Annotated in this window: 25 protein-coding genes; 10 read left to right on the top strand and 15 right to left on the bottom strand. The window is 34.0% G+C overall.

The window, feature by feature from the left end:
• Positions 1–46 precede the first annotated feature (46 nt).
• Genes FA048_RS02955 through FA048_RS02940 form a run of 4 tightly spaced genes read right to left on the bottom strand, consistent with a single transcriptional unit; the run spans position 47 to position 4,642 of the window.
• Complete coding sequence (locus FA048_RS02955) at positions 47–1,594, bottom strand: DHA2 family efflux MFS transporter permease subunit (protein ID WP_136838716.1); 1,548 nt, start codon at positions 1,592–1,594, stop codon at positions 47–49.
• A 2-nt stretch (positions 1,595–1,596) separates the two neighbouring features.
• A complete protein-coding gene (locus FA048_RS02950; RefSeq protein WP_136838715.1) occupies positions 1,597–2,682 on the bottom strand; it encodes an HlyD family secretion protein in 1,086 nt (361 codons plus the stop codon).
• A 24-nt stretch (positions 2,683–2,706) separates the two neighbouring features.
• Entirely contained in the window at positions 2,707–4,023 is a 1,317-nt protein-coding gene (locus FA048_RS02945) for a TolC family protein (protein WP_136838714.1), read from the bottom strand.
• Positions 4,004–4,642: a TetR/AcrR family transcriptional regulator gene (locus FA048_RS02940; protein WP_136838713.1), complete on the bottom strand. Its 639-nt coding sequence runs from the start codon at positions 4,640–4,642 to the stop codon at positions 4,004–4,006. Before FA048_RS02940 ends, FA048_RS02945 begins: the two co-directional genes overlap by 20 nt.
• 117 nt (positions 4,643–4,759) lie before the next feature.
• Here FA048_RS02940 and FA048_RS02935 point away from each other — a divergent pair, with 117 nt between their 5' ends.
• From FA048_RS02935 to FA048_RS02915, 5 genes are all read left to right on the top strand, one after another.
• A complete protein-coding gene (locus tag FA048_RS02935; protein ID WP_136838712.1) occupies positions 4,760–5,119 on the top strand; it encodes a hypothetical protein in 360 nt (119 codons plus the stop codon).
• A gap of 159 nt (positions 5,120–5,278) precedes the next feature.
• A complete protein-coding gene (locus FA048_RS02930) occupies positions 5,279–5,965 on the top strand; it encodes a HEAT repeat domain-containing protein (RefSeq protein WP_136838711.1) in 687 nt (228 codons plus the stop codon).
• A 10-nt stretch (positions 5,966–5,975) separates the two neighbouring features.
• Positions 5,976–8,498, top strand: coding sequence for a glycoside hydrolase family 9 protein (locus tag FA048_RS02925; protein WP_136838710.1), 2,523 nt, complete (start codon positions 5,976–5,978; stop codon positions 8,496–8,498).
• A gap of 54 nt (positions 8,499–8,552) precedes the next feature.
• A complete protein-coding gene (locus tag FA048_RS02920) occupies positions 8,553–8,732 on the top strand; it encodes a hypothetical protein (RefSeq protein WP_136838709.1) in 180 nt (59 codons plus the stop codon).
• Between the two features lie 23 nt (positions 8,733–8,755).
• Positions 8,756–9,331, top strand: a complete 576-nt coding sequence (locus FA048_RS02915) for a DUF2911 domain-containing protein (RefSeq protein ID WP_136838708.1) — start codon at positions 8,756–8,758, stop codon at positions 9,329–9,331.
• A gap of 30 nt (positions 9,332–9,361) precedes the next feature.
• Here the strand turns inward: FA048_RS02915 and FA048_RS02910 are convergent, their stop codons facing one another.
• Positions 9,362–9,859: an anti-sigma factor gene (locus tag FA048_RS02910; RefSeq protein ID WP_136838707.1), complete on the bottom strand. Its 498-nt coding sequence runs from the start codon at positions 9,857–9,859 to the stop codon at positions 9,362–9,364.
• Positions 9,856–10,437 (bottom strand): RNA polymerase sigma factor, encoded by a 582-nt coding sequence (locus FA048_RS02905; RefSeq protein WP_136838706.1) that lies wholly within the window; start codon positions 10,435–10,437, stop codon positions 9,856–9,858. Before FA048_RS02905 ends, FA048_RS02910 begins: the two co-directional genes overlap by 4 nt.
• Before the next feature lie 147 nt (positions 10,438–10,584).
• On the opposite strand from FA048_RS02905, the gene FA048_RS19675 reads away from it, so the two are divergent.
• Positions 10,585–10,758, top strand: coding sequence for a hypothetical protein (locus tag FA048_RS19675; RefSeq protein ID WP_169306802.1), 174 nt, complete (start codon positions 10,585–10,587; stop codon positions 10,756–10,758).
• 46 nt (positions 10,759–10,804) lie between these two features.
• Here the strand turns inward: FA048_RS19675 and FA048_RS02900 are convergent, their stop codons facing one another.
• The 3 genes from FA048_RS02900 to FA048_RS02890 all read right to left on the bottom strand — a co-directional run bounded on the left by FA048_RS02900 (position 10,805) and on the right by FA048_RS02890 (position 12,724).
• Complete coding sequence (locus FA048_RS02900; protein ID WP_136838705.1) at positions 10,805–11,476, bottom strand: NAD-dependent epimerase/dehydratase family protein; 672 nt, start codon at positions 11,474–11,476, stop codon at positions 10,805–10,807.
• Positions 11,477–11,529: 53 nt separating this feature from the next.
• Positions 11,530–12,288, bottom strand: a complete 759-nt coding sequence (locus tag FA048_RS02895) for a carboxypeptidase-like regulatory domain-containing protein (RefSeq protein WP_136838704.1) — start codon at positions 12,286–12,288, stop codon at positions 11,530–11,532.
• A 109-nt stretch (positions 12,289–12,397) separates the two neighbouring features.
• Positions 12,398–12,724, bottom strand: coding sequence for an alpha/beta hydrolase (locus FA048_RS02890; RefSeq protein ID WP_205943409.1), 327 nt, complete (start codon positions 12,722–12,724; stop codon positions 12,398–12,400).
• A gap of 62 nt (positions 12,725–12,786) precedes the next feature.
• Between FA048_RS02890 and FA048_RS02885 the strand changes: the two genes are divergently transcribed.
• Positions 12,787–13,860: a serine hydrolase domain-containing protein gene (locus FA048_RS02885; protein WP_136838703.1), complete on the top strand. Its 1,074-nt coding sequence runs from the start codon at positions 12,787–12,789 to the stop codon at positions 13,858–13,860.
• A 36-nt stretch (positions 13,861–13,896) separates the two neighbouring features.
• Positions 13,897–14,124: a hypothetical protein gene (locus FA048_RS02880; protein WP_136838702.1), complete on the top strand. Its 228-nt coding sequence runs from the start codon at positions 13,897–13,899 to the stop codon at positions 14,122–14,124.
• A 45-nt stretch (positions 14,125–14,169) separates the two neighbouring features.
• On the opposite strand, the gene FA048_RS02875 is transcribed toward FA048_RS02880, so the two are convergent.
• The 6 genes from FA048_RS02875 to FA048_RS02850 form a co-directional block, all read right to left on the bottom strand.
• The gene (locus tag FA048_RS02875) at positions 14,170–16,308 is read right to left on the bottom strand and encodes a S9 family peptidase (RefSeq protein WP_136838701.1); all 2,139 of its coding nucleotides are present in this window, start codon (positions 16,306–16,308) and stop codon (positions 14,170–14,172) included.
• A 131-nt stretch (positions 16,309–16,439) separates the two neighbouring features.
• Positions 16,440–17,138: a response regulator transcription factor gene (locus FA048_RS02870; RefSeq protein WP_136838700.1), complete on the bottom strand. Its 699-nt coding sequence runs from the start codon at positions 17,136–17,138 to the stop codon at positions 16,440–16,442.
• Entirely contained in the window at positions 17,135–18,799 is a 1,665-nt protein-coding gene (locus FA048_RS02865; RefSeq protein WP_136838699.1) for a sensor histidine kinase, read from the bottom strand. The genes FA048_RS02870 and FA048_RS02865 overlap by 4 nt, the downstream gene beginning before the upstream one ends.
• Positions 18,800–18,801: 2 nt before the next feature.
• Positions 18,802–20,283, bottom strand: coding sequence for a TlpA family protein disulfide reductase (locus tag FA048_RS02860; protein ID WP_136838698.1), 1,482 nt, complete (start codon positions 20,281–20,283; stop codon positions 18,802–18,804).
• A 146-nt stretch (positions 20,284–20,429) separates the two neighbouring features.
• Entirely contained in the window at positions 20,430–21,860 is a 1,431-nt protein-coding gene (gene pyk / locus FA048_RS02855; protein ID WP_136838697.1) for a pyruvate kinase, read from the bottom strand.
• Positions 21,861–21,999: 139 nt separating this feature from the next.
• Entirely contained in the window at positions 22,000–22,419 is a 420-nt protein-coding gene (locus tag FA048_RS02850) for an IPExxxVDY family protein (protein WP_136838696.1), read from the bottom strand.
• 158 nt (positions 22,420–22,577) lie between these two features.
• Here FA048_RS02850 and FA048_RS02845 point away from each other — a divergent pair, with 158 nt between their 5' ends.
• The gene (locus FA048_RS02845) at positions 22,578–22,814 is read left to right on the top strand and encodes an acyl carrier protein (RefSeq protein WP_031266521.1); all 237 of its coding nucleotides are present in this window, start codon (positions 22,578–22,580) and stop codon (positions 22,812–22,814) included.
• A 28-nt stretch (positions 22,815–22,842) separates the two neighbouring features.
• Complete coding sequence (fabF, locus tag FA048_RS02840; protein ID WP_136838695.1) at positions 22,843–24,096, top strand: beta-ketoacyl-ACP synthase II; 1,254 nt, start codon at positions 22,843–22,845, stop codon at positions 24,094–24,096.
• Positions 24,097–24,116 lie beyond the last annotated feature (20 nt).

Here is a 24,116-nt window from a genome sequence, read left to right as displayed (position 1 = left end):
ACCCAATCAGGTGGGTATGACGAGAAATAATAAGCTTATGCAGGGGTTAATGCGCATCAGTTACTATATTCGCGTTCTTTTTAAACTTTTGCAGGTACAGCAAAGGAATAGAAAATAACATAACCAAACCTGCAACCCAATAGGCATCATTGTAAGTGAGTAACATTGTTTGTTTAATCACAGATCCTTCAATAGCCTTCATTGCCATTAGTTTCGCATCCATAAAAGAAGCCCCTTTTGCCATAAAATTACTAATTAGGCCGTTTAACTTTTGGGTAAAAGCAGGATTGTAATCATTTATATTAGTAAGCAAATTGGCCCTGTGACCACCAGCACGAACATGTATAAGTGTTGTTAATGCGGCAATTCCAAAAGATCCGCCCAACTGTCTGCTCATGTTATTTAATCCAGATCCTTGTCCAATCTCAGCTCCAGATAAATCTTGCATGGCCAAAGTGGTTAGTGGTACAAAAAGTAAAGCCATTCCAAAACCTCTAATTACCAATGGCCAGAAAAAATCGCCTGTTCCTGAAGCCAAAGTTGATTTGCTCAACATATAACAGAAAACGAAGAAGAGAAACATTCCTCCTGTTGCCATAAACTGTGCAGGAACACCTTTCTTTAACATAATCCCAATAAATGGCATCATAGAAATGGTACAAATTCCGCCTGCAATAAATAGCTTCCCAGTTTGTAACGGAGTAAAACCTAAGAGGTTTTGGGCAAAAACAGGAAAAACAAATACAGATCCATATAAGCCAAATCCCAAGATAAAGGAAGTAACCATACCGATGGAAAAACTTCTTTTTTTCATGATTTTAAGATTGACAATTGGGTGGTCGGTACTCAGTTCTCGCCAAATAAACAATAGCAAGCCAAAAACAGAAGCCGCTGCTAAAGCCACAATATATGGTGTAGCAAACCAATCTTCACTTTCCCCTTTTTCTAATAAGGTTTGCAAACTACCAACTGCAATCGCTAATAAGCCTATTCCATACCAGTCTACAGGTTTTCCTTTTCCGTCTTTTGGCGTTTCTCGAATAAAAGTTATGGTACAGTAAGCTGCGAGAATTCCGACGGGAATATTTACATAGAAAATCCACGGCCAATCCGCTATTTCCAAAATATAACCACCAATTGTTGGTCCAACCGTTGGGCCTACAACCGCACCTAAACCGAACAAAGCAGTTGCAATACCCACATCTTCACGAGGCCAAGTTTCTATTAAGATAGCTTGAGCTGTGGAGATTAGTCCACCACCCGCAAGTCCTTGCAAAATTCTAAATAAAATTAGCTCATTGAGCGAAGTTGCATTACCGCACAAAAATGAAACAAGGGTAAAAACGATGATAGAGGTTAAGAAATAATTCTTACGCCCGAAACGGCTACCCAACCAACCAGACATTGGTAGGATGATTACATTCGCTACTGCGTATCCAGTAGATAACCAGGCAATGTCTTCTAAAGTTGCACCTAAGTTACCCTGTATTTGAGGAATTGCTACGTTTACAATTGTAGTATCAATCAGCTCTAAAAGCGAAGCTGTGATTACAGTAAACGTAATAATCCATTTTTTAAAACCTACTTCGGCCATTGTTAATTATTTACAGAAACTGAAACTTTAACACTCATTCCTGGGCGTAATTTTTCTAGCATTTCTTTGTCTTTAGATTCTATTTTGATTTTTACTGGTACGCGTTGTACTACTTTTACAAAGTTACCAGTAGCGTTATCTGGAGGTAAAAGAGAACCCTTTGCACCAGTAATTGGAGAAAAATTGTAAACTACACCTTCAATTGGCTCATCTTCGTAAGCATCAACAGTAATTTTAACCTTTAAGCCAGGTTTGATTTTTTCTAACTGTGTTTCTTTAAAGTTTGCAGTAACAAATAAACTGTTCTCATTTACAATAGCAAATAGAGATTGGCCCGGCTGAATCAATTGCCCTTTTTGTACATTCTTTTTAGAAACAATGCCTGTTGCAGGAGCTTTAATCTCGGTATATGATAATTGTAGTTTAGCAAAATCTACATCAGATTGACGTTGAGTTACACCAGAGTTACTTACACCAAGTTGGGATTGAGTTGTGCCTACTTGTTTAACTGCTGCATTATATTGATCTTGTGCTGCTTCATATGCTGCTTGAGCTGAAGCTTTTGCAGCTTCTGCAGATTCCTTATTGGCCTTTGCCTGATCAAAAGCTTGTTGTGTGATTGCACCATCTTTTATCAAGTTTGCATAACGATTAAAATCTTTCTGTGCTAAATTTAATTTAACATTTGCCGCTTGAACATTTGATTTAGCTGCTTCAATGTTTGCTTTGGCCGTACTTGTATTTGCAGAAGTTGCAGCGATTTGTGCTTGGGAAACACCAACACCTGCATTTGCACCAACTTGACCAGCTTGAGCTTGTTCTAGTTTAATTTTGTAATCGCGGTCATCTAAAGTTACTAGAACTTGGTCTTGACTTACTTTTGTGTTTTCTTCAAAGTTGATGTCTTTTACATAACCACCAACACGAGCCACAACCGGACTAATATCGCCATCTATTTGTGCATCATCTGTATCAACATGTTTGCTAGCATACATATATTCACTAATACCGAATGCTGCACCAGCAACTACCAAAATTGCTAGTATGATGGGTAAAACTTTATTTTTCTTTTTTGCTTCTGTTGTCATTGTCTTTATGTTGTTATGGTTATATTATTGAGTAATTTTTCCTGTTGATTTTAATAAAGTGTAGTAAGCTAATTTTGCATCGGCCTTTGCCAATTCCAAATTGATTTTAGCTTGATATAAAAGTGTTTCTGCATCAATTCTATCTGTAGCAGAAGCAATGTTGTTTTTGTATTTCGATTCTAATAACCTGTCGTTTTCAGTTGCTTGAGCGATAGAAGTTTCTAAAACATTAATTCTTTTAACTGCTAATTGATAGTTCTGATAATTTCTGTTCAACTCTGTTTTTACATTATCTGATAAAACATCTTTTTGCAAACCAATTTCCTTTTGTTGAATTTTTGCTTCAGCTATCTTGTTCTTGTTGTTCCATAAAGAAGCCACATTCCAAGAAACTGTAGCGCCAATGGTGATTGGCATAATAAACTGTTCTGATGGAGGAATAAAACTACCACTCGGATTGATGTAGTATAAATTTGCACCAACGCCAACTGTAGGCCTTGTATTTGCTTTAATGCTTTTGATATTGAAATCGGCAACCTTATTTTGCAAATCTAATTGTTGTAATTCTTGGCGGTTAGCAAAAGCAGTGTTAATGTAATTACTTAATGGCTGTACAGTTTGTAAAGGCAATTCACTTTCTGAAATGGCAACTTCAGTATCTTCAGGTAAACCTAAAAGGATGTCTAGATTGTAGTTGATTATTTTGCGATTGTTCTCAATCTCTAAATCAGTTAATGAAACATTGGCTTGTTGTAGTTGAAACCTCAATACATCATTTTTTGTAACAATGCCTTGCTCAAAGAAGCGTTGTGCTTGTTTGAGTTGACTAGCAATTGCCTCTAAATTTTGGGTAACAACCTTTTTGCTTTGCATTAATTTAAATAAAGAAAAGTAGGTGTTGATTATTGCATAGCTCACTTCCTCTTTGTTTTTATCAGCATCTAATCGAGCAACATCGGTTAATAATTTGGTGCTTTCTTGTGCATATTTATATTTGCCACCGCCATAAATAACTTCTTGTATAGCTGCAGTGCCCACAAAAGCATCAGCTCTGTTTGGCAGGTGAATAGGATTGCCACCGCCAATTGTTAAAGTATTGGTTGGAATTTCGGCATGGTTATATAAAAAGCTTGCAGAAGCACTAGGTAAAGCATTGTCTTTAACAACGGCCAATCTTGCAATAGATTCATCAATTTTATTTTGAGAGAGTTTTAAGTTTTTGCTATTGGCAATACCTAAATCTATTGCTTCTTGTAAAGTTAATTTTTTAACAGATTGTGCATGCAGAACTGCAGGCAACAGAAACGTGGCAAGCAAGAGTTTAATTTTGTGAGTTATCATTTTGTGGTTGTGTTAAATGTGTAATAACGAAGTCTTGTAGGTGAGCAACTAGTCTCTTTCTTAAAACCTCTCTTTGTTTCTCATCATCAATATCAAAGTTTGTATCATCTTCAACCTTGCTTGGTGATATTGCGATTAAGCTGATGGTACCCATAATAGTAGCGATGCTCATTCTTACATCAACTTTTCTGAAACTCCCATCGGCTATACCCTTTTCAATAATATTTTCAATTATCACCCTGTTGTTAGCCATTGCATCTTTAATTTGGCTAAACATACTCGGACGTTGCGTTAGAGAAAGCTCTCTGTGCATCATTTTATGAAAAGTGATGTTTGAGAAAATTCTATTAACATATTGCTCTACTACTTTTAACAGTTTCTCTTTTGCAGGAATTTGCTCGTCATTAATTTGGTTTAATTGAGATTTAAAACCACAAATGCGATCTTCCATAATTTCTAAAAAAACGCCTTCTTTACTGCCGAAGTAGTAGTTAATCATTGCCATATTGGCACCAGATTCCTTTGCGATTTGACGGGTAGAAGTACCCTCAAAACCGAGTTCTGCAAAGAGTTTCAGCGCAGCATTCAGGATATCGGTTCTTTTATCAGTTTTTTCCATATCTATTTTTGAAAGAACAAAATTAATCAATCGATTGATTAATTATCAAATTATTTTAGTCGCTTTTACAATTGGATGATAAATGAGTAGATTTATCAAGCCGTCTGACTTAATATTATGAAAAAAAGAAAAGTAATAATTATCTCTTTCATAGCTATAATTGCCATCTCAATAGCTTACGACAATCTGTATGTAAAAGGCATGATTGCTGGAAAATATATTTATAATTTCTCAGGAGATCAATTAGAAGGACCTGATAAGGGAGACCATTTGGTACTTAAGATGAATGGTTTATTTGAAAGTGATACTTGGGGAAAAGGAATCTATAAACTAACTGGCTCTAGGATAGAATTAAATTATGCAGATGAATTTGGCGATGGTATTTACGTTTTCACAATTTCAAGGCGATTTTTCTGGGGCAAACCAAGATTAGTGGTTAATAAAGATCTTGGATACTATTTTGAGAAGACGAACTAAATCCCCTAAACTGCTCGAAATGTTAGCACAGCGCATTTCGAACTTATTCAATAAAGCGGATTTCAAATCCGCAAATCATTCATTCGAGAGTCGCTTACAATTGGATGATAAAATGAGTAGATTTAATTAAGGTTATGACACATAGTTTTGAAAAATTAAATGAACAAACTTGAACAGTTAGAAAAAAGACGACTTGAATTACTAAGCAGGCCAAGAAGTAAGGAGGAAATAGAAGAATCATTAGAGCTTGACAAGGAAATAGAATTAGAAAGAGCCATCGAATACGAAGAGATGAAGCCTGAATTGGAAAAAATTGGAATTAATATTAATTCTATTTGGGATTTAGTAAATACTAAAAAGCTTTATCCAGCAGCAATTGATACTTTAATAAAGTATTTGCTAAAAGTTAAACATGATAGAAATCTTGAAGGATTCGCAAGGGCTTTAACAGTAAAAGAAGCAAAGGGTAAAGCTAGCATAGCATTAATATCAATATATGAAAGCATACCCAAAGAAAAAGAAGATTTAAGATGGGCTATTGGAAATGCTATTGCAACTACAATGACAAATACTGACATTCCTTGGTTATTTGTTGCTGTTCAAGACTCCAGCAGCGGTCGGAGTAGAGGTCAATTGATAAGAGCCGTTGCGACTGTAAAAACCGAAGAGGCAGAAAACATTCTTATCAAACTTCTTGATGATAATAAGGCAATTTTACCAGCTATACAATCACTGGGTAAAATTAAGTCTAAAAAGGCAAAGGATAAATTACTTAGTTTAACAGGTTCAACTAACCGAGATGTAAACCAGGAAGCACTTAAAGCAATAAAAAAAATTGAAAACTAAGTTAATATAGATGAAAAAACTTGTCATCCCTTTTGCTCTTTTATTTATTATATCACTAATATCCTTCAGCCCAAAACCCGTAACAGATTCTACCAACAGCTGGGTAAGGATTAACTTATTGGGTTATCAACCTAAATCAAGCAAAGTTGCCATTTGGGCTAGTAAAACCAATGAAGTTCCAGAGAAATTTGAGCTAATTAATCAGCAAAGCGGAAAGGTTGCCTATACCTCAACCAATATTAAATCTTTCGGTGCTTATGGTCCTTTTACAGCAACTGCCAGATTGAATTTCTCTGATTTTAAAACCCCAGGAAAATATTTCATCCGCATTGCAGAGGTCAAATCTCCAGAAATTATAATTGACGATGAAGTTTATCGACACACGGCAGATTTCGCCCTACGTTACATGCGCCAACAAAGAAGCGGGTTTAATCCATATTTAAGAGACAGTTGCCATACCCATGATGGCTTTGCATTATATGGAGATAAAGCAGGAATAAAAGACAGCACACATTTCGACGCATCTGGCGGATGGCACGATGCCAGTGATTATTTGCAGTATTCAACCACATCTGCCAACGCTGCCTATCATTTATTAATGGCCTATCGAGATTTTCCTCAGGCATTTGCCGACACCAAACAAGCCAACGGATTGGATGGAAAAAATGGCATGGCGGATGTTTTAGATGAGGCTAAATGGGGATTGGATTGGTTGCTAAAAATGCATCCAAAAGACAATATCATGTTTAATCAACTTGCAGATGATAGAGACCATATTTCAATGAGAATTCCGAAAGAAGATAGTCAATATGGTAAAGGTTTCGAACGCCCATTGTATTATATTAATGGAGAACCACAACAGCGTGGAAAGTTTATGAATAATACCAAAGGAACAAGTTCTACAGCTGCCAAGTTTGCAAGTGCATTCGCTTTGGGTTCTAAAACTTTCCTATCAACGGACGAGAAATATGCGCAACAATTAAAAAATAAAGCAATAAGTGCTTTGGCTTATGCAAATATTAAAAAAGGAGTAACTCAAACGGCCTCTGTAAAATCTCCTTATATCTATGCTGAAGACAATTGGGTTGATGATATGGAACTTGCTTATGCTTCTATTCCTTTGGTTGATGAAAAATCTTGGAATAAGAGTTCGAAGGAGGCTTTGAACTATGCTAAATTAGAACCGGTTACACCCTGGCTAACCAAAGATACAGCTAACCATTATCAATATTATCCTTTTGTAAATATCGGGCATTATGAATTGGCAAAGCTCAATCAGCCGATGCGAAAAGAATTAATGAGGTATTATAAACAAGGAATTGAGCAGGTTTGGGAAAGAGCGCAAAAGAATGCTTTTTATCGGGGTGTCCCATTTATATGGTGTAGCAATAATTTAACAGTTGCTTTTGCACAACAATGTTTTTGGTATAAAAAGCTAAGTGGCGATGAAAGTTTTACAGAACTAGAACAGGCAAATTTCGATTGGCTTTTTGGTTGTAATCCTTGGGGAACGAGTATGGTTTATGGTTTGCCAACATGGGGCGATACACCTACTGACCCACATTCTGCCTTTACACATTTAAAGCAATACCCAATTGATGGTGGTTTGGTTGATGGTCCGGTTTACACGAGTATTTACAAAAACCTAATCGGTATTCAATTAACCAAGCCTGATGAGTATGCTGAATTTCAAAGTGATTTGGCTGTTTACCATGATGATTATGGAGATTACAGCACCAATGAACCAACAATGGACGGAACGGCCTCTTTGATATACCTATTAGCCGCATATGATAGTAGAGTAAAAACCTTGCCTAAGGAGTTTCAAACAGAATTAGGTGCAATCACTAGAGGAAAAAAAACAGAGAAAAAGATAGCCCTAGTTTTTACTGGAGATGAATTTGCAGATGGAGGTGAAAGCATTAATAAAACATTGGTTGATGAGCAGGTAAAAGCCTCTTTCTTTTTAACGGGAAGATTTTATAACAAACCTAAATTTAAAGCGCTGATAAAAACCTTAAAGGCAAATGGGAATTATTTAGGCCCACATTCCAATGGCCACTTGTTATATAATGATTGGACTAAAAGAGATAGTTTGTTGGTCTCAGAACTTCAGTTTAAATCAGATTTGATTTGGAATTATGGGGCAATGGAAAAGTTTGGAATCAAAATGAAAGATGCCCCATATTTTTTACCGCCATACGAATGGTATAACCAACAAATAGCCGATTGGACAAGCCAAATGGATAAACAATTGATCAATTTTACTTCTGGAACTCGTTCAAATGCTGATTACACTTACCCAGAAATGGGAAAATCTTATCGTAATAGTGAAGAAATATATAAATCGATAATAGACTATGATCAAAGTAAAACAAACGGCTTAAATGGATTTATCCTTTTATTACATGTTGGTACCGATCCGAGAAGGAAAGATAAATTCTATCATAAACTTCCAGAATTAATCAAATATCTTAAAACTTCAGGGTATGAACTGGTCAAAATCAATGAATTGTTAAAATCCGAACCTTAAATCAGCTAATATTTTTAAATAAATATTTACCTTTGACACAAATCATATAAAAAAATGAACACAGAAAATAAAAACAGTTTTGAGTGGGTTTGGTACGTAATAGGCATTTTAACAGGTATGTTATCTGTATTTTCAGTAACCACTAGTTTTGGATGGATTCTTTTAGGTGGGATTTTCGGACTGATCTTCGCTGCTGTATTTTTAAATAAAATTGTAAAGGGCAGACACTACTAAGCCTCTACAAAATACTATTTCTTATGAAAAAATTAAGTTTATGCTTAATGTTTGCTTTGTTTGGATATGTTGCGAATGCGCAAACAACAGCAACACCTGTAAAATACCCTATAATAGATCCAAGTCCAATGGATGCATTATATTACCCGGTTAATGCAGTAAAAGTTAAAAAAGAAGATAAATCCCTTCCAATTATTAGGGTATTGTATTCTCGTCCATCAAAAAAAGGAAGAGAGATTTTTGGGATTTTGGAGCAGTTTGATAAAGTTTGGCGTTTAGGAGCAAATGAAAATACCGAGATCTATTTTGCAAAAACAGTTACCATAGGAGATAAAAAAATTAAAGCAGGCACTTATAGCTTATTTGCTATTCCGAGTAAAGAAAAGTGGACCATTATTGTAAATAAACAAACCGATAGATGGGGTGCTTTTACTTATGATGAAACAAAGGATGTGGTAAGAGTAACAGTGCCAATTACAAAAACAGATAAGGTAATAGAGTCATTTTCCATGACGTTTACAGATTCATTAGAAGGTGCTAACTTGTTTATGGCTTGGGACACAACTCAGGTAATGTTGCCTATTCTATTTAAGAAATAAGAATTATTAATTTATGATAAAAAAGGGAGTTTAAACTCCCTTTTTTTGTGTTAAATCTTTTCGTTTTCTTAAAAAACTATCTAGGTAGAGTAAAATTAAAACAACATCTATCATTAAAAATATTTTTATAGAAGTTGGGTTTATAATTTTACTTTCATCAAATTGAAGGTTCATTTTAGGTAAAGGCAAGTTGAAAGTCGTATCGCTATTGGCAATTACATAACCAAATATGCCTGCAATAGAAAGCACGAAAAATGCAGTGATACTATAAATTATTCTGTTGTCAACTTTTGTTTTTAAGGCAACAGGTTTAAGCTCTACGCTAACCTTATCCATTACATTACGGGTAAAAGACATCGAAGGCTCCTCGAAATCAAGCTTATTTAACTCGTTATGTACTGCTAACAATTCTTGATAAACCGTATGATATTGCAAATTTACAGCTAATCTAGCTTCAATCTCAGCTTTTTCTTCGGTAGTGCAATTACCGTCTATGTAGTTCCAAAGTTGTTCTTCTATTGTGTTCATATCAATTCCTTAACTTCATCCTTTAACAAATATTGTAATTTTTCTTTTAAACGCAATCTTGCCCTATGCAATTTTACTTTTACCGTATTGGCTTCCATATTTAGCGCTTCACCAATTTCCTCTAAACTTTGCTCTCCTTTGTAAAACAGCGTAATAATTACAGCATCATCAGGTAAAAGCATATCAATTGCTTGATTTAGATATACATACGATGATTTTTTCTCTACCGTATTTGCATCAAAATCAGTTCCACTGTTGGCAATTTGCAATACATTTTCATCATCATTAATTGATTGTGTATCAAGTCTTTTTTTGCGAAGAAAAGTCATTGCCGTTGTATAAGTGATAGTATACAACCAAGTTGTAAATTTTGAAGTCTGTTTAAACGTTCCTAGAGCCCTGTAGGCTTTTACAAAACAATCTTGTGCAACTTCTTCTGCATCCTCTCTATTCTTTGCGAAACGCATAGCCAACGTAAATACAAATCGCTGATGGCGTTTTACCAGCACAGCATATTGTGCGGTATTGCCAGCTAGCACTGCATTTATTAAAGCTAAATCTGTTTCCTTTTCTTGCATGTTATACAACTAAGACTACGCGTTTTTAAATAAGGTTACACCAAATTACGATTAAAGAATTGATTTAGCTTTTATATAAAACAATCCTAATGTTTTGAGGTTATTATAGAAGCGCTCGGCATATTATTTAAACTAAAATTTACAGGTATGAAAAATGTAAGCACACCAAAAAACAACCCAACAGTACAAGGTGGTTCGAAAGCAGATAGAGCAAATCACAATATCAAATTGGATAAAAAGGAAGTTGGCATCAGTAATTCTGGAGGACAGCGATCGGATCAAACCTCTAATAAAGACAACGAAAGAAAAAGAGGGGAATAAAAGAAAGCCGATGAATATTCATCGGCTTTTTTATTAATAAGAAGTTTTAACTTTCCTTTGAGAGCTCAATAATATCCTTAACCTCTACTACTTTTCTTTCTGCTGTAGAGTTGGCAGTATTAATCATTGCTAAACCCATTTCTTTAAGTGTAACAAAGCTATTTTTGTTTATGGCTTTTAAAATGGGAAACAGCCACATAAAAGCCTTATATAAACCCTGAGTATATTTTAATCCCTTGGTAGGTTTAATGATTCCCGGGCGGAAATTAAAAACCTGCTTAAAAGGCAGTTTCATCAAATCGTTTTCTGTTTTTCCTTTTACTATTGCCCAATTTATCCCACCTTTTTCACTACTATTTGTTCCAGCTCCAGAAACATAACAGAAAGTCATATCTTGGTTTAACTTACTTAATGTTTGTGCTACATGCATGGTTAAAGTATAAGTCATTTTATAGTAGACCTCTTTAGCGGTACCGACAGAAGTAATGCCCAAACAAAAATAACAAGCATTATAGCCTGTTAATTGATTTTCTATAGCTGCAAAATCTAAAAAATCTTGATGAATAATCTCTTTGAGTTTTGGATGAGTATAGCCAGTAGGTTTACGGCTGATAGTTAAAATAACTTCAACTTTTGGGTTTTGTAAACATTCGTAAAGTACTCCTTCGCCCACCATGCCCGTTGCTCCAGTAATAATTACTCTTATTTTTGCTTCCATAATTACTAATCTAGGTCTAATCTAAGTATTAATGTTGAACAACAAGATTACTTTTAATTCTTGGGTTTTATAAAATCACCATAACTCTTTTTAATATATAGGATGATTTCATATTCGCTCATTCGTTTAGATTCCTGATAAGTTGGACGATAAGCCTCTATAAATTTCTGCAGTGAATCTCCTTTTAAATAGGTTAACGATTCTATTTTTGCTTTCGAAAAGCGAGAATCAATAAAGTTAAATTCTTCGGCTTTTAATAAGGTTTGCTTGAGTTTGGAGGTAGGATTCTTCTTTTTTCCAAAAAAACTAAAGGCTGATAAGGCATTAAATCTAAATATGGAAGCCGTAGAATTGGGATTGATATTTGCAAAAGGAGAACGGTAACTTGGATCTACTTTAACGAAGATATCTGTAAAATTTGGTGCTTTATAAGCAAATATTGTGGCGTATTCTTTTCTTAATGCCAAAGAATCCTTCATATAATTTCGATTTGCCCTTATGTTGACTTCCTTTAAGTTGATGCTTTTAGTGTTTAATTTTATATAGACGTTGGCATTAGTCATTTCTCTTTTAACAATCAATTCATGAGTTTCATAACCTATAATTCTGAAACTAACTTTTTCTCCAATCACAATATTAATAATACTGAATTTGCCATTTTCATCTGTTAATGAAGTGGTTTTTTTTGTGATGACTTGAGCATTTTCGATAGGTAAGTTGGTAGCGAAATCTAATACAAAGCCATTTATATTTTGTGCGTATAAATTTGAGCTAAGTAAAATCAGAAATAATATTAAAAGGTGTTTCATCATTCTAATCAAAGCTAAATCATAATGATATGATTATTAAACTTTTAACAGTACTTAACATTTTTAAAAAATGATGAAATCTTTGTAGCCTATGCTAGAATTACTCTTATTATTATGTGTGATGTTGATTCCTCAGTTGGTTGCTTCCTAATTCGGCAAGAGCTTGATGATTACCCCTTGAAGCAGTAAAAGACCAACTACCAACACTTCCTCCTTGGGGCTCAGGGTAAATGTAGTCGATTACCGGATACTTTTTATTAGGATCCATTTGTGTTGGTGTAAAAACCAATCCATAAATAGCTGTTGTCCCGTCATATGCTTTTACATTAACTGGAATAGGTGCTTTCCAACCCTGAGCTTGCAATCTCGAAACATTAGTCTTCTCTAAATTTAGAATCCCAGTTGCCCCAGTAATAATTACTCTTATTGGTGTATCCATAGTTTGATTTATAACTATACTAATTTAGTGCAACATATTGATTTTAAGTGTGTCTTTTAGTTATGATTAAGAAATTTACATTTACATTAGCTTTATGGGTTATGTATATTACGGTATGTTCACAAGTGCCTAATGATAACCCTTTAAAAACAAGGTTAGATTCAATCGTAAATAATGCATGCATCAATTATTTTAAAAATTCTAAAAGAGTTGGTTTCACTTTAGGATTTACAGCTAGTGATAAATCTTATATTTATAATTACGGAGAAACGGCACCTGGTTCTGGTAAAATGCCATCAGCTAAATCTATTTATGAAATAGGATCGATTACTAAGACCTTTACAGGCCTTTTAGTTGCTAATGCGGTTCTCGAGGGCAAACTTAAATTGACTGATGATATCAGGAAGTATTTACCTAGTGAATTTATAAATTTTAAATATCCTAATGGAGAAACTGTAAAGGTAATTTATCTCCTTGCGCATGTCGCTAAACTCCCCAAAAACTTTAATGAAAACAATGGGCAAATTACAGAAAGAATTTTTTTAGAAAACTTTCGAGCAATTAAATTAGATACCTTAAAAGAATTTAAATACTCATATTCAAATATTGGTTATCAACTATTAGGGTATGTGTTGGAAAAAATTTATCAAATGCCTTATCAAGATTTGGTTCAAAAATATATTGCAAATCCCTTAAAAATGACTAATACTAAGGTTTCCTACGAAGATAATAGCCAAATTTTAAGGGGATATGATAAGAATAAAGACGAAGCTTCTGCTACACTAGCTGCATTTCCATCAGCAGGCGGTTTGAGGTCTAATATTACAGATATGCTAAAATATTTAAAGTATCAACTTGAATCGAAAGATGAGCTAGTAAAACTTACGCATAGGATAACCTCTGGAGACATTGACAAAGAAGCTCATGCAATTCAATGGGCAATAGGGAAACTATGGAATTGGGATTATTATTTAACCACGGATGGTGGAACCAATGGTTTCAGGAGTTTCTGTATAATCTATCCTGATTACAAAATTAGCTTCATTATCTTATCCAATCAGACTGATGAAAATGCTGGCGGAGGTTTATACAGGATAACAGCTGCAATATTTAATGAATTGAAAAATAGTCGTTAAATTTGCAATACTTAACTTTGTACGTTAATCTATTTTATGCCAGAATTACTCTTGTTATGTGTGATGTTAATCCCTCAGCTTGTTGCTGGTGTGTATGCAAAAAGTATGGATAAAAGTTTTTGGTTCTGGTTTTTTATCTCCTTTTTAATTCCAATTGTTTCTTTAATTGTACTCTTATTTTTAGATAAAGATAAGGAGGGAAAAAGGCAAAGCTATCAACTTGCAGATCATGTAAATAAAGAAAAAGATAAATTGTCTAAATAAAAAAGCCATCAGCATTACTGATGGCTTTTTTTAAATAGTAGACCCTTAATTTCTAGGAGCCATTGCCTTGCCTAATTGATAATCTGTTGGTGGAGTAGTATTCAACAAGTGTTGTACAAAATAGTCCCAACGTCTGCGCATCATATACGGCGAGAATTGCCCGAAACCATGTGCACTATTTGGAAACAATAATAAGTCAAAAGATTTATTTGCTTTAATTAAAGCATCAACAACTAACATGGTATTAGAAGGAGGAACATTATTGTCCATCATACCGTGTGCTAGCATTAATTTTCCTTTTAGGTTTTTAGCATAATTTTGATTGGCTTGTTTTTCATAATCAGAATTTTCTACCAAGCCATTATAGCGTTCGCCCCAATCATCCTCATAATTTCTATTGTCATGGTTTCCAGATTCTGCAATACCAACTTTAAAGAAGTCTGGGTAGCGGAACATTGCTGCTGCGGTAGCAAAACCGCCACCAGAATGGCCCCAAATACCAACTTTAGTAGTGTCAATTGGGTATAATTTAGCCAACTGTTTAATAGCTGTAATTTGATCTGGCAAAGTATTTTCGGCCATGTTGCCATAACTCATATCATGAAAGCTTTTTGAGCGAAACGGATTGCTAGTTCCCTCAATTACTACTACGATAAAGCCTAGTTCGGCAAGTGCCTGATGATCTCCTCTTGAAGCAGTAAAAGACCAACTGCCAACACTTCCTCCTTGGGGGCCAGGGTAAATGTAGTCGATTACCGGATACTTTTTATTAGGATCCATTTGTGTTGGCGTAAAAACCAATCCATAAATATCTGTTGTTCCATCATGGGCTTTTACATTAACTGGAATTGGTGCTTTCCAACCTTGGGCTTGCAATCTCGAAACGTCAGTCTTCTCTAAATTTAGAATCAATTTACCAGCTAAGCTTCTTAAATTCATTACCATAGGAACATTTGGTTGAGAATAAGTGTCGATAAAATTATTCCCCGAAGGAGAAAACGTAACAGCATGATTTCCTAACTCTGGGGTTAATAAAGTTAAGCCTTTACCATCAAAACCGATTTTATAAAAGTATTGGAAATATGGATTTCCTGCTTCACGACCACCGCCCATAAAATAAAGCAAACGGTTTTTTTCATCAACTTTTAGTAATTTAGTTACCAACCATTCTCCTTTAGTAATTTGATTTTTAAGTTTGCCAGTTGTTGCATCGTATAAATACATATGCCCCCAATTGTCACGCTGCGAATACCACAGAATTTCTTTCGAGTTTGGTAAATAACGCCAATTAATAGTGCCCCTTCCAGATTCAAATTGAGTTTTTACAGTTTCTTCAAATACTTCTCTAACAGCTCCAGTTGTCGCATCCGCAATGCGGAATTTCTCATTTTTATGGTCACGAGAAGTAGATAAAAAGGCCATTTCAGACCCGTCAGCTTTCCAATCAATATCATCGAAAGTACCGCTACTTGCAATGTCATCACTTAAAGTAGCCCTATGTGGATCTGGTGCAATATTTAAACTAATCACCTTTGCATTTTCTACATCAATAATCACTCTTCTAATAGTAGCAATTACTTTATCACCTGGTAAAGGGTATTTCCATGCTTTTAAAACTGGTGCACCTACATTTGTGGTTACCAAATACATGTCACTTACATTGCGTTGATCTTGCTGAAAAGTAGCTAGTTTTTTAGAATCTGGCGACCAGCGAACGATTGGGCCATCGCTCATTGTCCAACCGGCATTGTCAGTTGCATATCCATAATCTTTAACTCCATCTGTAGTTAATTGGGTTTCCTTTTTGGTTGCAATATCTCTCACCCAAAAATTCCAATCTTTTATAAAAACAGCCTTTTTACTATCAGGAGATAGTACTTCTCTTCCAGTAGGTCTTCTGCCTTGTGGTTGAGTTGAAGTTGTATAATCTGTGGTTAAAGTTTTGGTTTTTTTAACAGGATCTACCAAAAAAGTTTGGGTGCCACTTTGATTTTTTACGGTGTACCAAAATTTATCATTCTCTAGCCAATTTAATCTTCCGGGTACGCCATCAATAAATTTTTCGGTATTGTAGCTCATAAAACCCTCAGCTCTCTCGTAATCTTTTGCAGTTATGCTGCCTTGCTGGGCATTTGCTGATATTGCTAAAGCAAAACCAACTAGTGTAAATAAATATTTATTCATATGTATTGTAAATTTCTTAAAGCATAAAAATAATGTCTTTCGGCTAATCGGTTTTTAAAGTATTAGTAATGATACAGAACGACAGGATATAACTTGCTTGTTTTCTTAGTTTAAGTAAATGCCAGCAGTACTTAGAAAACTAGCTTATAACCAAAACCTCTATGGTTTATTATCTGGATCATTGGATCTTTTTTAAGAGACTTTCTTAACTTGGTAATGAAAACATCAAGACTACGGGAACTAAAGAAGTCATCATCTCCCCAAATCTGGATTAGAAAGGTTTTCCGATCTAATAATCGATTTCTATTTTGATATAATACTTTTAAAACTTCGGCTTCTCTAGCAGTTAATTTTTTTGGTATCCCTTGATATGATAATATGCAATGCTTTATATCATAAGTATAGTTACCTATATCAACAATTCCGTGGTTTAACTCACTCTGACTTCCTTCCAGAAGCCGATTTTGATTCAATAGAACTTTAACTCGAATAATCAATTCTTCCATATCAAATGGCTTTTTAAGGTAATCGTTACCCCCAGCTTCATATCCATTTAATACATCAGTTGACATTGTTCGTGCAGTTAGAAAGAGTATGGGTGTTTGTTTATCTTCCAGCCTTATTTTCTTTGCAATGGTTAGTCCACTTTCTGATGGTAACATTACATCTAATATCATAATGGAGGGCTTATATTTAACATATTCATCGTATGCTAAACTGCCATCTATCATATGGACAACTTCAAATCCTCTATTTTCCAAACTATCTTTAATGATTTGACCTAAAGCCTCTTCATCTTCAACTAATAACACTTTTGGGCTCAATTTCATTGCGGTAAACTAATTTCGAATGTACTGCCTGTTTCATCGGACCTGATTAAACTCACTGTTCCATTGTGCAGCTCTAGTATGTTTTTTACATAATTTAAGCCTAAACCATATCCTTTAATACGGTGGTCATTTGGTGTTGGAACCCTAAAAAATTTATCAAAAATATGTTGTTGATATGTCTCAGGAATTCCAATTCCATTATCACTAATTTGAATGCTAATTCCAATAGTCGTTTGTTTACAAGAGATTATAATTTCAGCTTTTGCTTTACTATACTTAATTGCATTATCAACCAAATTTAAAACTACTTGATATAAAAGTGTTTGATCTGCAAAGATTTCGTCAGGAGCAACATAATTTAATCCTATAATTACCTCCTTTTTCGAGTGCATTTGTTGAACTGCTATCATCTCTGTTAACATTTCTTTTAAATTGAATTTAATAACATTTAACTCAAAGTCGTTTTGCTCATAAATTACGCTATTCAAAATGGTATCAATCATAATCGAGAGTCGTTTCATCTCGTTAGCCGCTGTTTCCAAATATTGATTTGTTTTCTTCTTGTCTTCTAATACTCCAAAATTTTGCATTCCCTGAATTGCCGACAAAGTTGTAGCCACTGGTGTTTTTAGTTCGTGAGAAACATTGCTAATGAAATCATCCTTCATTTCTGCAAGTTTTTTCTGTTTTAAGATAAGGTAAAACATATAGGTTAAACAGAAACCAATAAGTAAAAATAATATTGCTGAACTTATGATACTGTACAGCATTTGGCTTAATACAAATGATGTAGGTATTTTAACAGCCAATAAAATTGTGGGTAGATTATTAAAAGTATCCAAATTCCAACTTAAAGTAGGTTTGGCTACAAATACAGAATCTTTAGTTGTATTTAATTGTTTAACATATGCATATAGAGAGTCGATTTTAGAATCGGGAGTTGCTTTTTCATTTCTTATAGGGACTTCAATTACATCTGCAGATTTATTGAGATTATTTTGTTTCTTATTTACAGTGAATTTCTTTTTATAAATTTCATCTATAGTCTTATAATAGCGAATATTGCTAGAGACAATTAGACCACTTTCTTTAAACTCTTTTTTAAGTAGCTGATTTAATGTGGCAGTGTCAGACTGTAAACCATCTTGATACCTCATTATCTTTTTTTGCATTTTATCCCCCTCACTATTTTTAGGATAGTTAATTCGATAATCTAATAAAAACCCCGAGCATAGACCCATTAATCGATCAAGATCATCCATTGTGTTTAGTTTGTTAAAAAAGAACCGGTAAGGGTTTTGCTTTACTGAATTTAAATCTGAATGCAATGAGAAGTGAGCAGAATAAGAATTATCCTTAGGCAATTTATTATTTCTATACCAAATACTGCTATATACTTTACCTGTAGAATCTGTATGAGATTCAAATCGATAGTCAATATTTTCTTCTGATTTAATTACTTTTTTAAGTATTTCCCGCACTGTATCAGCAACTAATTTTTTATGCGTAATAATGGCTGCATTTAATTTTTGATCAACATCTAAAATTATTTTTTCTTTACTAATCTGGTAGCTCTTTTTTAACCAACTTACTTGAAAAATAGCAATACCAAGTGTGGCCAACACCATCAATAAAATCAAATATTTTAATTTGGTTTTCATTACTATTTCTTTAATAACCGTGTAATTTCTTCTGCTTTTTGTTGCACGTTGCCTAATGAGGTTTTTGACATTTTGCTGATCACCTCACCCTCATCACTTACCATGAAATGAGATGGATAACTGTGAAATTCGAATACATTATTTACCATAGCCACCTCATCTTTCGATAAGTTAATAAAATCGCCATCAATCTTAAATTTTTTCTTAATTGCGAGCATACTTTCTTCAGTGGTAAATGCGGAAAGAAATAAAAATTTAATCGGTTTGCCTTCTAAAGCTGAAATTAATCTCGGATAACTCGGCAACTCGCTCATGCATGGACCACACCAATCTCCCCAAAAATCGATATATAAACTCATGCCTTTATACTGTGTAAATAAAGTAATTAACCTTTGTTTTAATGCCGGATTAACCTTTAAAGCATTTAAACGTGCCACCACATCAAATTTCTTGAAAGTTACATCATTACGAATGCCCCCTTTCAATAGTGGCTCATTTAAAAATGGATTGGTAATTACCGCGTTAAAACGAGAAAGATATGGCGTTGATTCTAATCCTGAGCCCGCTTTATGCAGAAAAATATTGTAATACATTAATTGTTTGGCTAAACCATTAGCAAACTTGTCAATGTCATCAAGACAAATGTCAACTTTATTTTTTCCAGTTTGTGCTTTAACAATGTTGTAATTTGGATTAATGTTAATCATGATTTGGAAATCGCCCACTAAAATATTTAAAAACTCATAATACATAGAGTTATTAAACGCATTAGAATTATTAATAGGGATTGTCTTTATAAATTGCAATAGCTGATTTTGTGTAATCTCCTTATTCATTTTACCTGCAAATGGAAAAAATAAAATTTCCTTACCTGCTTCATATTGTAATAAACTGCGTTGCCAATTGATAAATTTTTGATCTGTAACTTGATTATCTTTAATAAATGCATTCAAAAATGTTAATTGCTCATTGAGTTTTATGATCACACTTTCTGCAAAAGCACTATCGGTTTGCGTTTTATTGCCCATATCCGATTTAGCTTGAAATGAATGTTTATTAAAGGCTGAACTAAATTTAAAAATAAGGTTATTGATATTCGCTAGTTTACCTTTTGCAACAAAGGCAGCTTCAAAGTTTGTTTCTCTTTGTATCTTCGAATCGTAAATATCTAATTGTAAATTTTCATTTGGCTTAGTGTAAATATTAATATAGGCTTCTTTATAGTTTAGCTGCATATTGCCCTCAAAAGGTTGATATAGCTTGATCCAAAAACTGCCATTGTCTTCAATTTGAATTGATTGATTTGTTGCTCTTCCAAAAATGTCGTAAGTAGAAAAGGTAATAAAATGATCCGTATGCTGAGGATCATAGCCAATAATTTTCCCACTAACTTGGGTACTATCTTTTGTATTAAAAGGATTTACCTGGGCCGATACCTGATGAATTGCTAAAAATGCAATTATAAATGTTATTAATTTTTTCATATCCGTTAATTTATTTTTCAACTAAACTAAGCGGGTATAGTGGAGAAAAAAAACGTATTAAGAAACGTTAACATTCAAACATTGATTTCAAAAAAAAAAATGCCCAAGCTTTCGCAAGGGCATCTCCTTATTTTATTTGTTTAGACTTAGTCTATAACAGTAATCTTTAACATATTGGTTTTACCTTTTGCCTCAATCGGAATAGCTCCGGTATTGATCAAAATATCACCTTTTTTAATTAATTTTCTCTTTTTCAAGAATTCATTAACATCAGTAATAGTAGTGTCAGTGCTATCAAATTTATCATAAAAGAAACCTCTTACACCCCAAATTAAGCTCAGCGTATTTAATAAGGTTTCATTACTTGTAAAGATAAATATTGGTGCTTGTGGTCTGTGACTAGCAATTTCAAAAGCAGTATAACCACTTGATGTCATTGAAACAATACCGATAGCATTAGTTTGTTTAGCAAGAAAACAAGCAGAATCGCAAACAGCATCACTTAAAAAACTCGGAGATTTTTTGTTCAAGAATTTTTCTGGATGGAAAGGATAATTGTTTTCTTCAATGTTATTGATGATTTTCTGCATGGTTTCGATAACAATTAATGGAAATTCTCCAACTGAAGTTTCGCCACTTAACATTACCGCATCTGCTCCATCTAGTACAGAGTTTGCTACGTCATTCACCTCTGCACGAGTTGGACGAGGAGTTGTAATCATACTCTCTAACATCTGAGTAGCAATAATTACAGGTTTAGAGGCAGCTCTAGATTTTTGAACAATCATTTTTTGCAACAAAGGAACTTCTTCCATTGGCATCTCTACTCCAAGATCACCACGGGCAACCATAATTGCATCAGAAACAGCAATAATTGCATCAATATTCGCAATTGCTTCTGGTTTTTCAATTTTAGCAACTACTCTGGCGGTTTTGCCTCTTGCTTTGATAATATCTTTTAATTCGATGATATCTTCTGCATTACGAACAAAAGATAAACCAATCCATTCAACATTGTTATCTAATACGAATTCTAAGTTTTTACGATCTTCAGGAGTTAATGATGGGATAGAAACCTTTGTGTTTGGAAGATTAACACCTTTTCTTGATGTTAAAATACCACCATGAACAATTTCACAAACTACCTCATCTTTATAATTCGTTTCAATTACACGCATTTGTAATTTTCCATCATCTAAAAGGATAATTTCTCCTGCTTTCACATCTTGTGGGAAGTTCTCATAAGTAATGTAAATACGCTCTTCGCTACCTACACATTCTTTTGTAGTAATAACGGTTCTTGAACCATTAACTAAATGGATACCACCATCCTTAACCGTACCAATTCTAATTTTTGGTCCTTGTAAATCGGCTAAAATACCAACGTTATAATTGTATTTTTTGTTGATACTACGGATGGTATCTAATACTTCTTGATGATCAGCCTGAGAGCCATGAGAGAAATTAAGACGGCAAACATCTAATCCGGCATTGAACATGCTATATAAAACGTCTGGTTTTGCCGATGCTGGGCCTAAAGTGGCAACAATTTTAGTTCTAGAATGAAAAGGTTTCATTTATTATTTTGTTTATTGAAGATAAAATCAAAAAGCGTGAATTTATATAAAACAACGTCGTTTTATCTTTTTGTTTAAAATATTTTCAGTTTGAATAAGATTCAAATATAGTGTATTTACTACACTAACAATATAAAATTTACATTACCAAATTTTCTTTCGACTTCAATTTGAGTGGATTTATTTGCGCAGCTACCTGTATATCAGGCAGTTTGTTTAATCTAGTTAAAATAAAATTGAGGTCTTCTTTATCAATATACTGATGGATGATGATAAAAAAATCTACCTTATTCATTTCAGGAATTAAAAACCCTTCTGGATTTCGATTGTTAACTAAATAATACTCAATTTCACCTTGTTCAACAAAATAATAAAACCTAGAAAAAGACAGAGGATCTTCATCAATATTATAGTAAACCTCGTGATCATCAGTCTTTTCGAAGTCGAACTCTAGTGCTTTATTTATTTTATGACAAAGGATATAATCCTTTGCAGCTGCCGTTATGGCTATTAAAACAAAATCAAGGTCTAGAGAGAGTTTTAAATAGGTTTTGTTCAAAACGAAAATATTTTTTTAGAATTACGAAATTATAAAACTAATTTTACATTAAGTTTGAAATAAAAACATTAAAATTGATTGAGAAATAAAAACATTTGAAAAGTGTTAGAATTTATTTTTCTTTGCACAGAATTATTTAACCATTAAATTATAAAATTATGTCTGATATTGCTTCAAGAGTTAAGGCTATTATCGTAGAAAAACTAGGTGTTGATGAAAGCGAAGTTACGCCAGAAGCGTCTTTCACAAATGACTTAGGTGCAGATTCTTTGGATACTGTAGAATTGATTATGGAATTCGAAAAAGAATTCAATGTAGCAATCCCTGATGATCAGGCTGAAACGATCGGTACTGTAGGTCAAGCAGTTGCTTATTTAGAAAAAAACGTTAAGTAATAATACGCTTTCCGTACAATACTTATAAATGGAACTAAAAAGAGTAGTAGTTACAGGTTTAGGTGCGCTCACTCCAATAGGCAATACCGCCCCAGAATTTTGGGATGGTTTGATTAATGGTGTGAGCGGTGCTGGGCCAATTACAGGTTTTGATACTGAAAAGTTCAAGACAAAATTTGCATGCGAGCTTAAAAATTTTAATCCGGAAGATCATTTGGATAAAAAAGAAGCACGTAAGTTAGACCCTTTTGTACAATATGCTTTAGTCTCTACAGCAGAAGCTGTAAAAGACGGGGGTTATGATTGGGAAAAAATTGATACCAACCGTGTTGGTGTAATCTGGGGCTCGGGCATTGGCGGATTTAAAACTTTCCAAGAAGAAATGAAAAACTTCTTTTTGGGAGATGGTACCCCCCGTATTAACCCATTTTTTATTCCTAAGGTAATTATTGATATTGCTCCAGGCCATATTTCTATGAAATACGGATTACGTGGACCAAATTTTTCAACTGTTTCTGCATGTGCATCTGCTACTAATGCAATGATTGATGCATTCAACTATATCCGTTTGGATATTGCTGACATTATCATTAGCGGTGGTTCAGAGGCAATCATTAACGAAGCAGGTATTGGCGGATTTAACGCCATGCACGCACTTTCTACAAGAAATGATGATCCTAAAACTGCATCACGTCCTTTTGATAAAGATCGTGAAGGTTTTGTAGCCGGTGAAGGTGCAGGAACCATTATTTTAGAAGAATTAGAGCATGCAAAAGCACGCGGTGCTAAAATCTACGCAGAAATCGTAGGTGGTGGTATGAGCGCTGATGCAAATCACATAACAGCTCCACATCCTCAAGGATTAGGTGCAAAACTAGTGATGGCAAATGCATTAAGAGATGCTAAAATGACTACAGCTGATATTGATTATATCAATGTGCATGGTACCTCTACACCACTTGGTGATGTTAGTGAAAGCAGAGCGATTGTTGATTTATTTGGAGAAGATGCCTATAAATTAAACATTAGTTCTACCAAATCTATGACAGGTCATTTATTGGGCGCTGCTGGAGCTATTGAAGCTATTGCAACTATTTTAGCTGTAAAGAATGACATTGTTCCTCCAACAATTAACCACTTTACAGATGATCCTGAGTTTGATCCAAAATTAAACTTTACGTTTAATAAAGCTCAGAAACGTACAATTCGTGCTGCTCAAAGTAACACGTTTGGCTTTGGTGGTCACAATGCATCTGTTATTTTCAAAAAATACGAGGAGTAACCTAAAAAACTATCTTTGTT

The organism is Pedobacter polaris (assembly GCF_005116505.1).
Classification (GTDB): Bacteria; Bacteroidota; Bacteroidia; order Sphingobacteriales; family Sphingobacteriaceae; genus Pedobacter; species Pedobacter polaris.
This window is presented reverse-complemented; position numbering and strand designations above follow the sequence as displayed.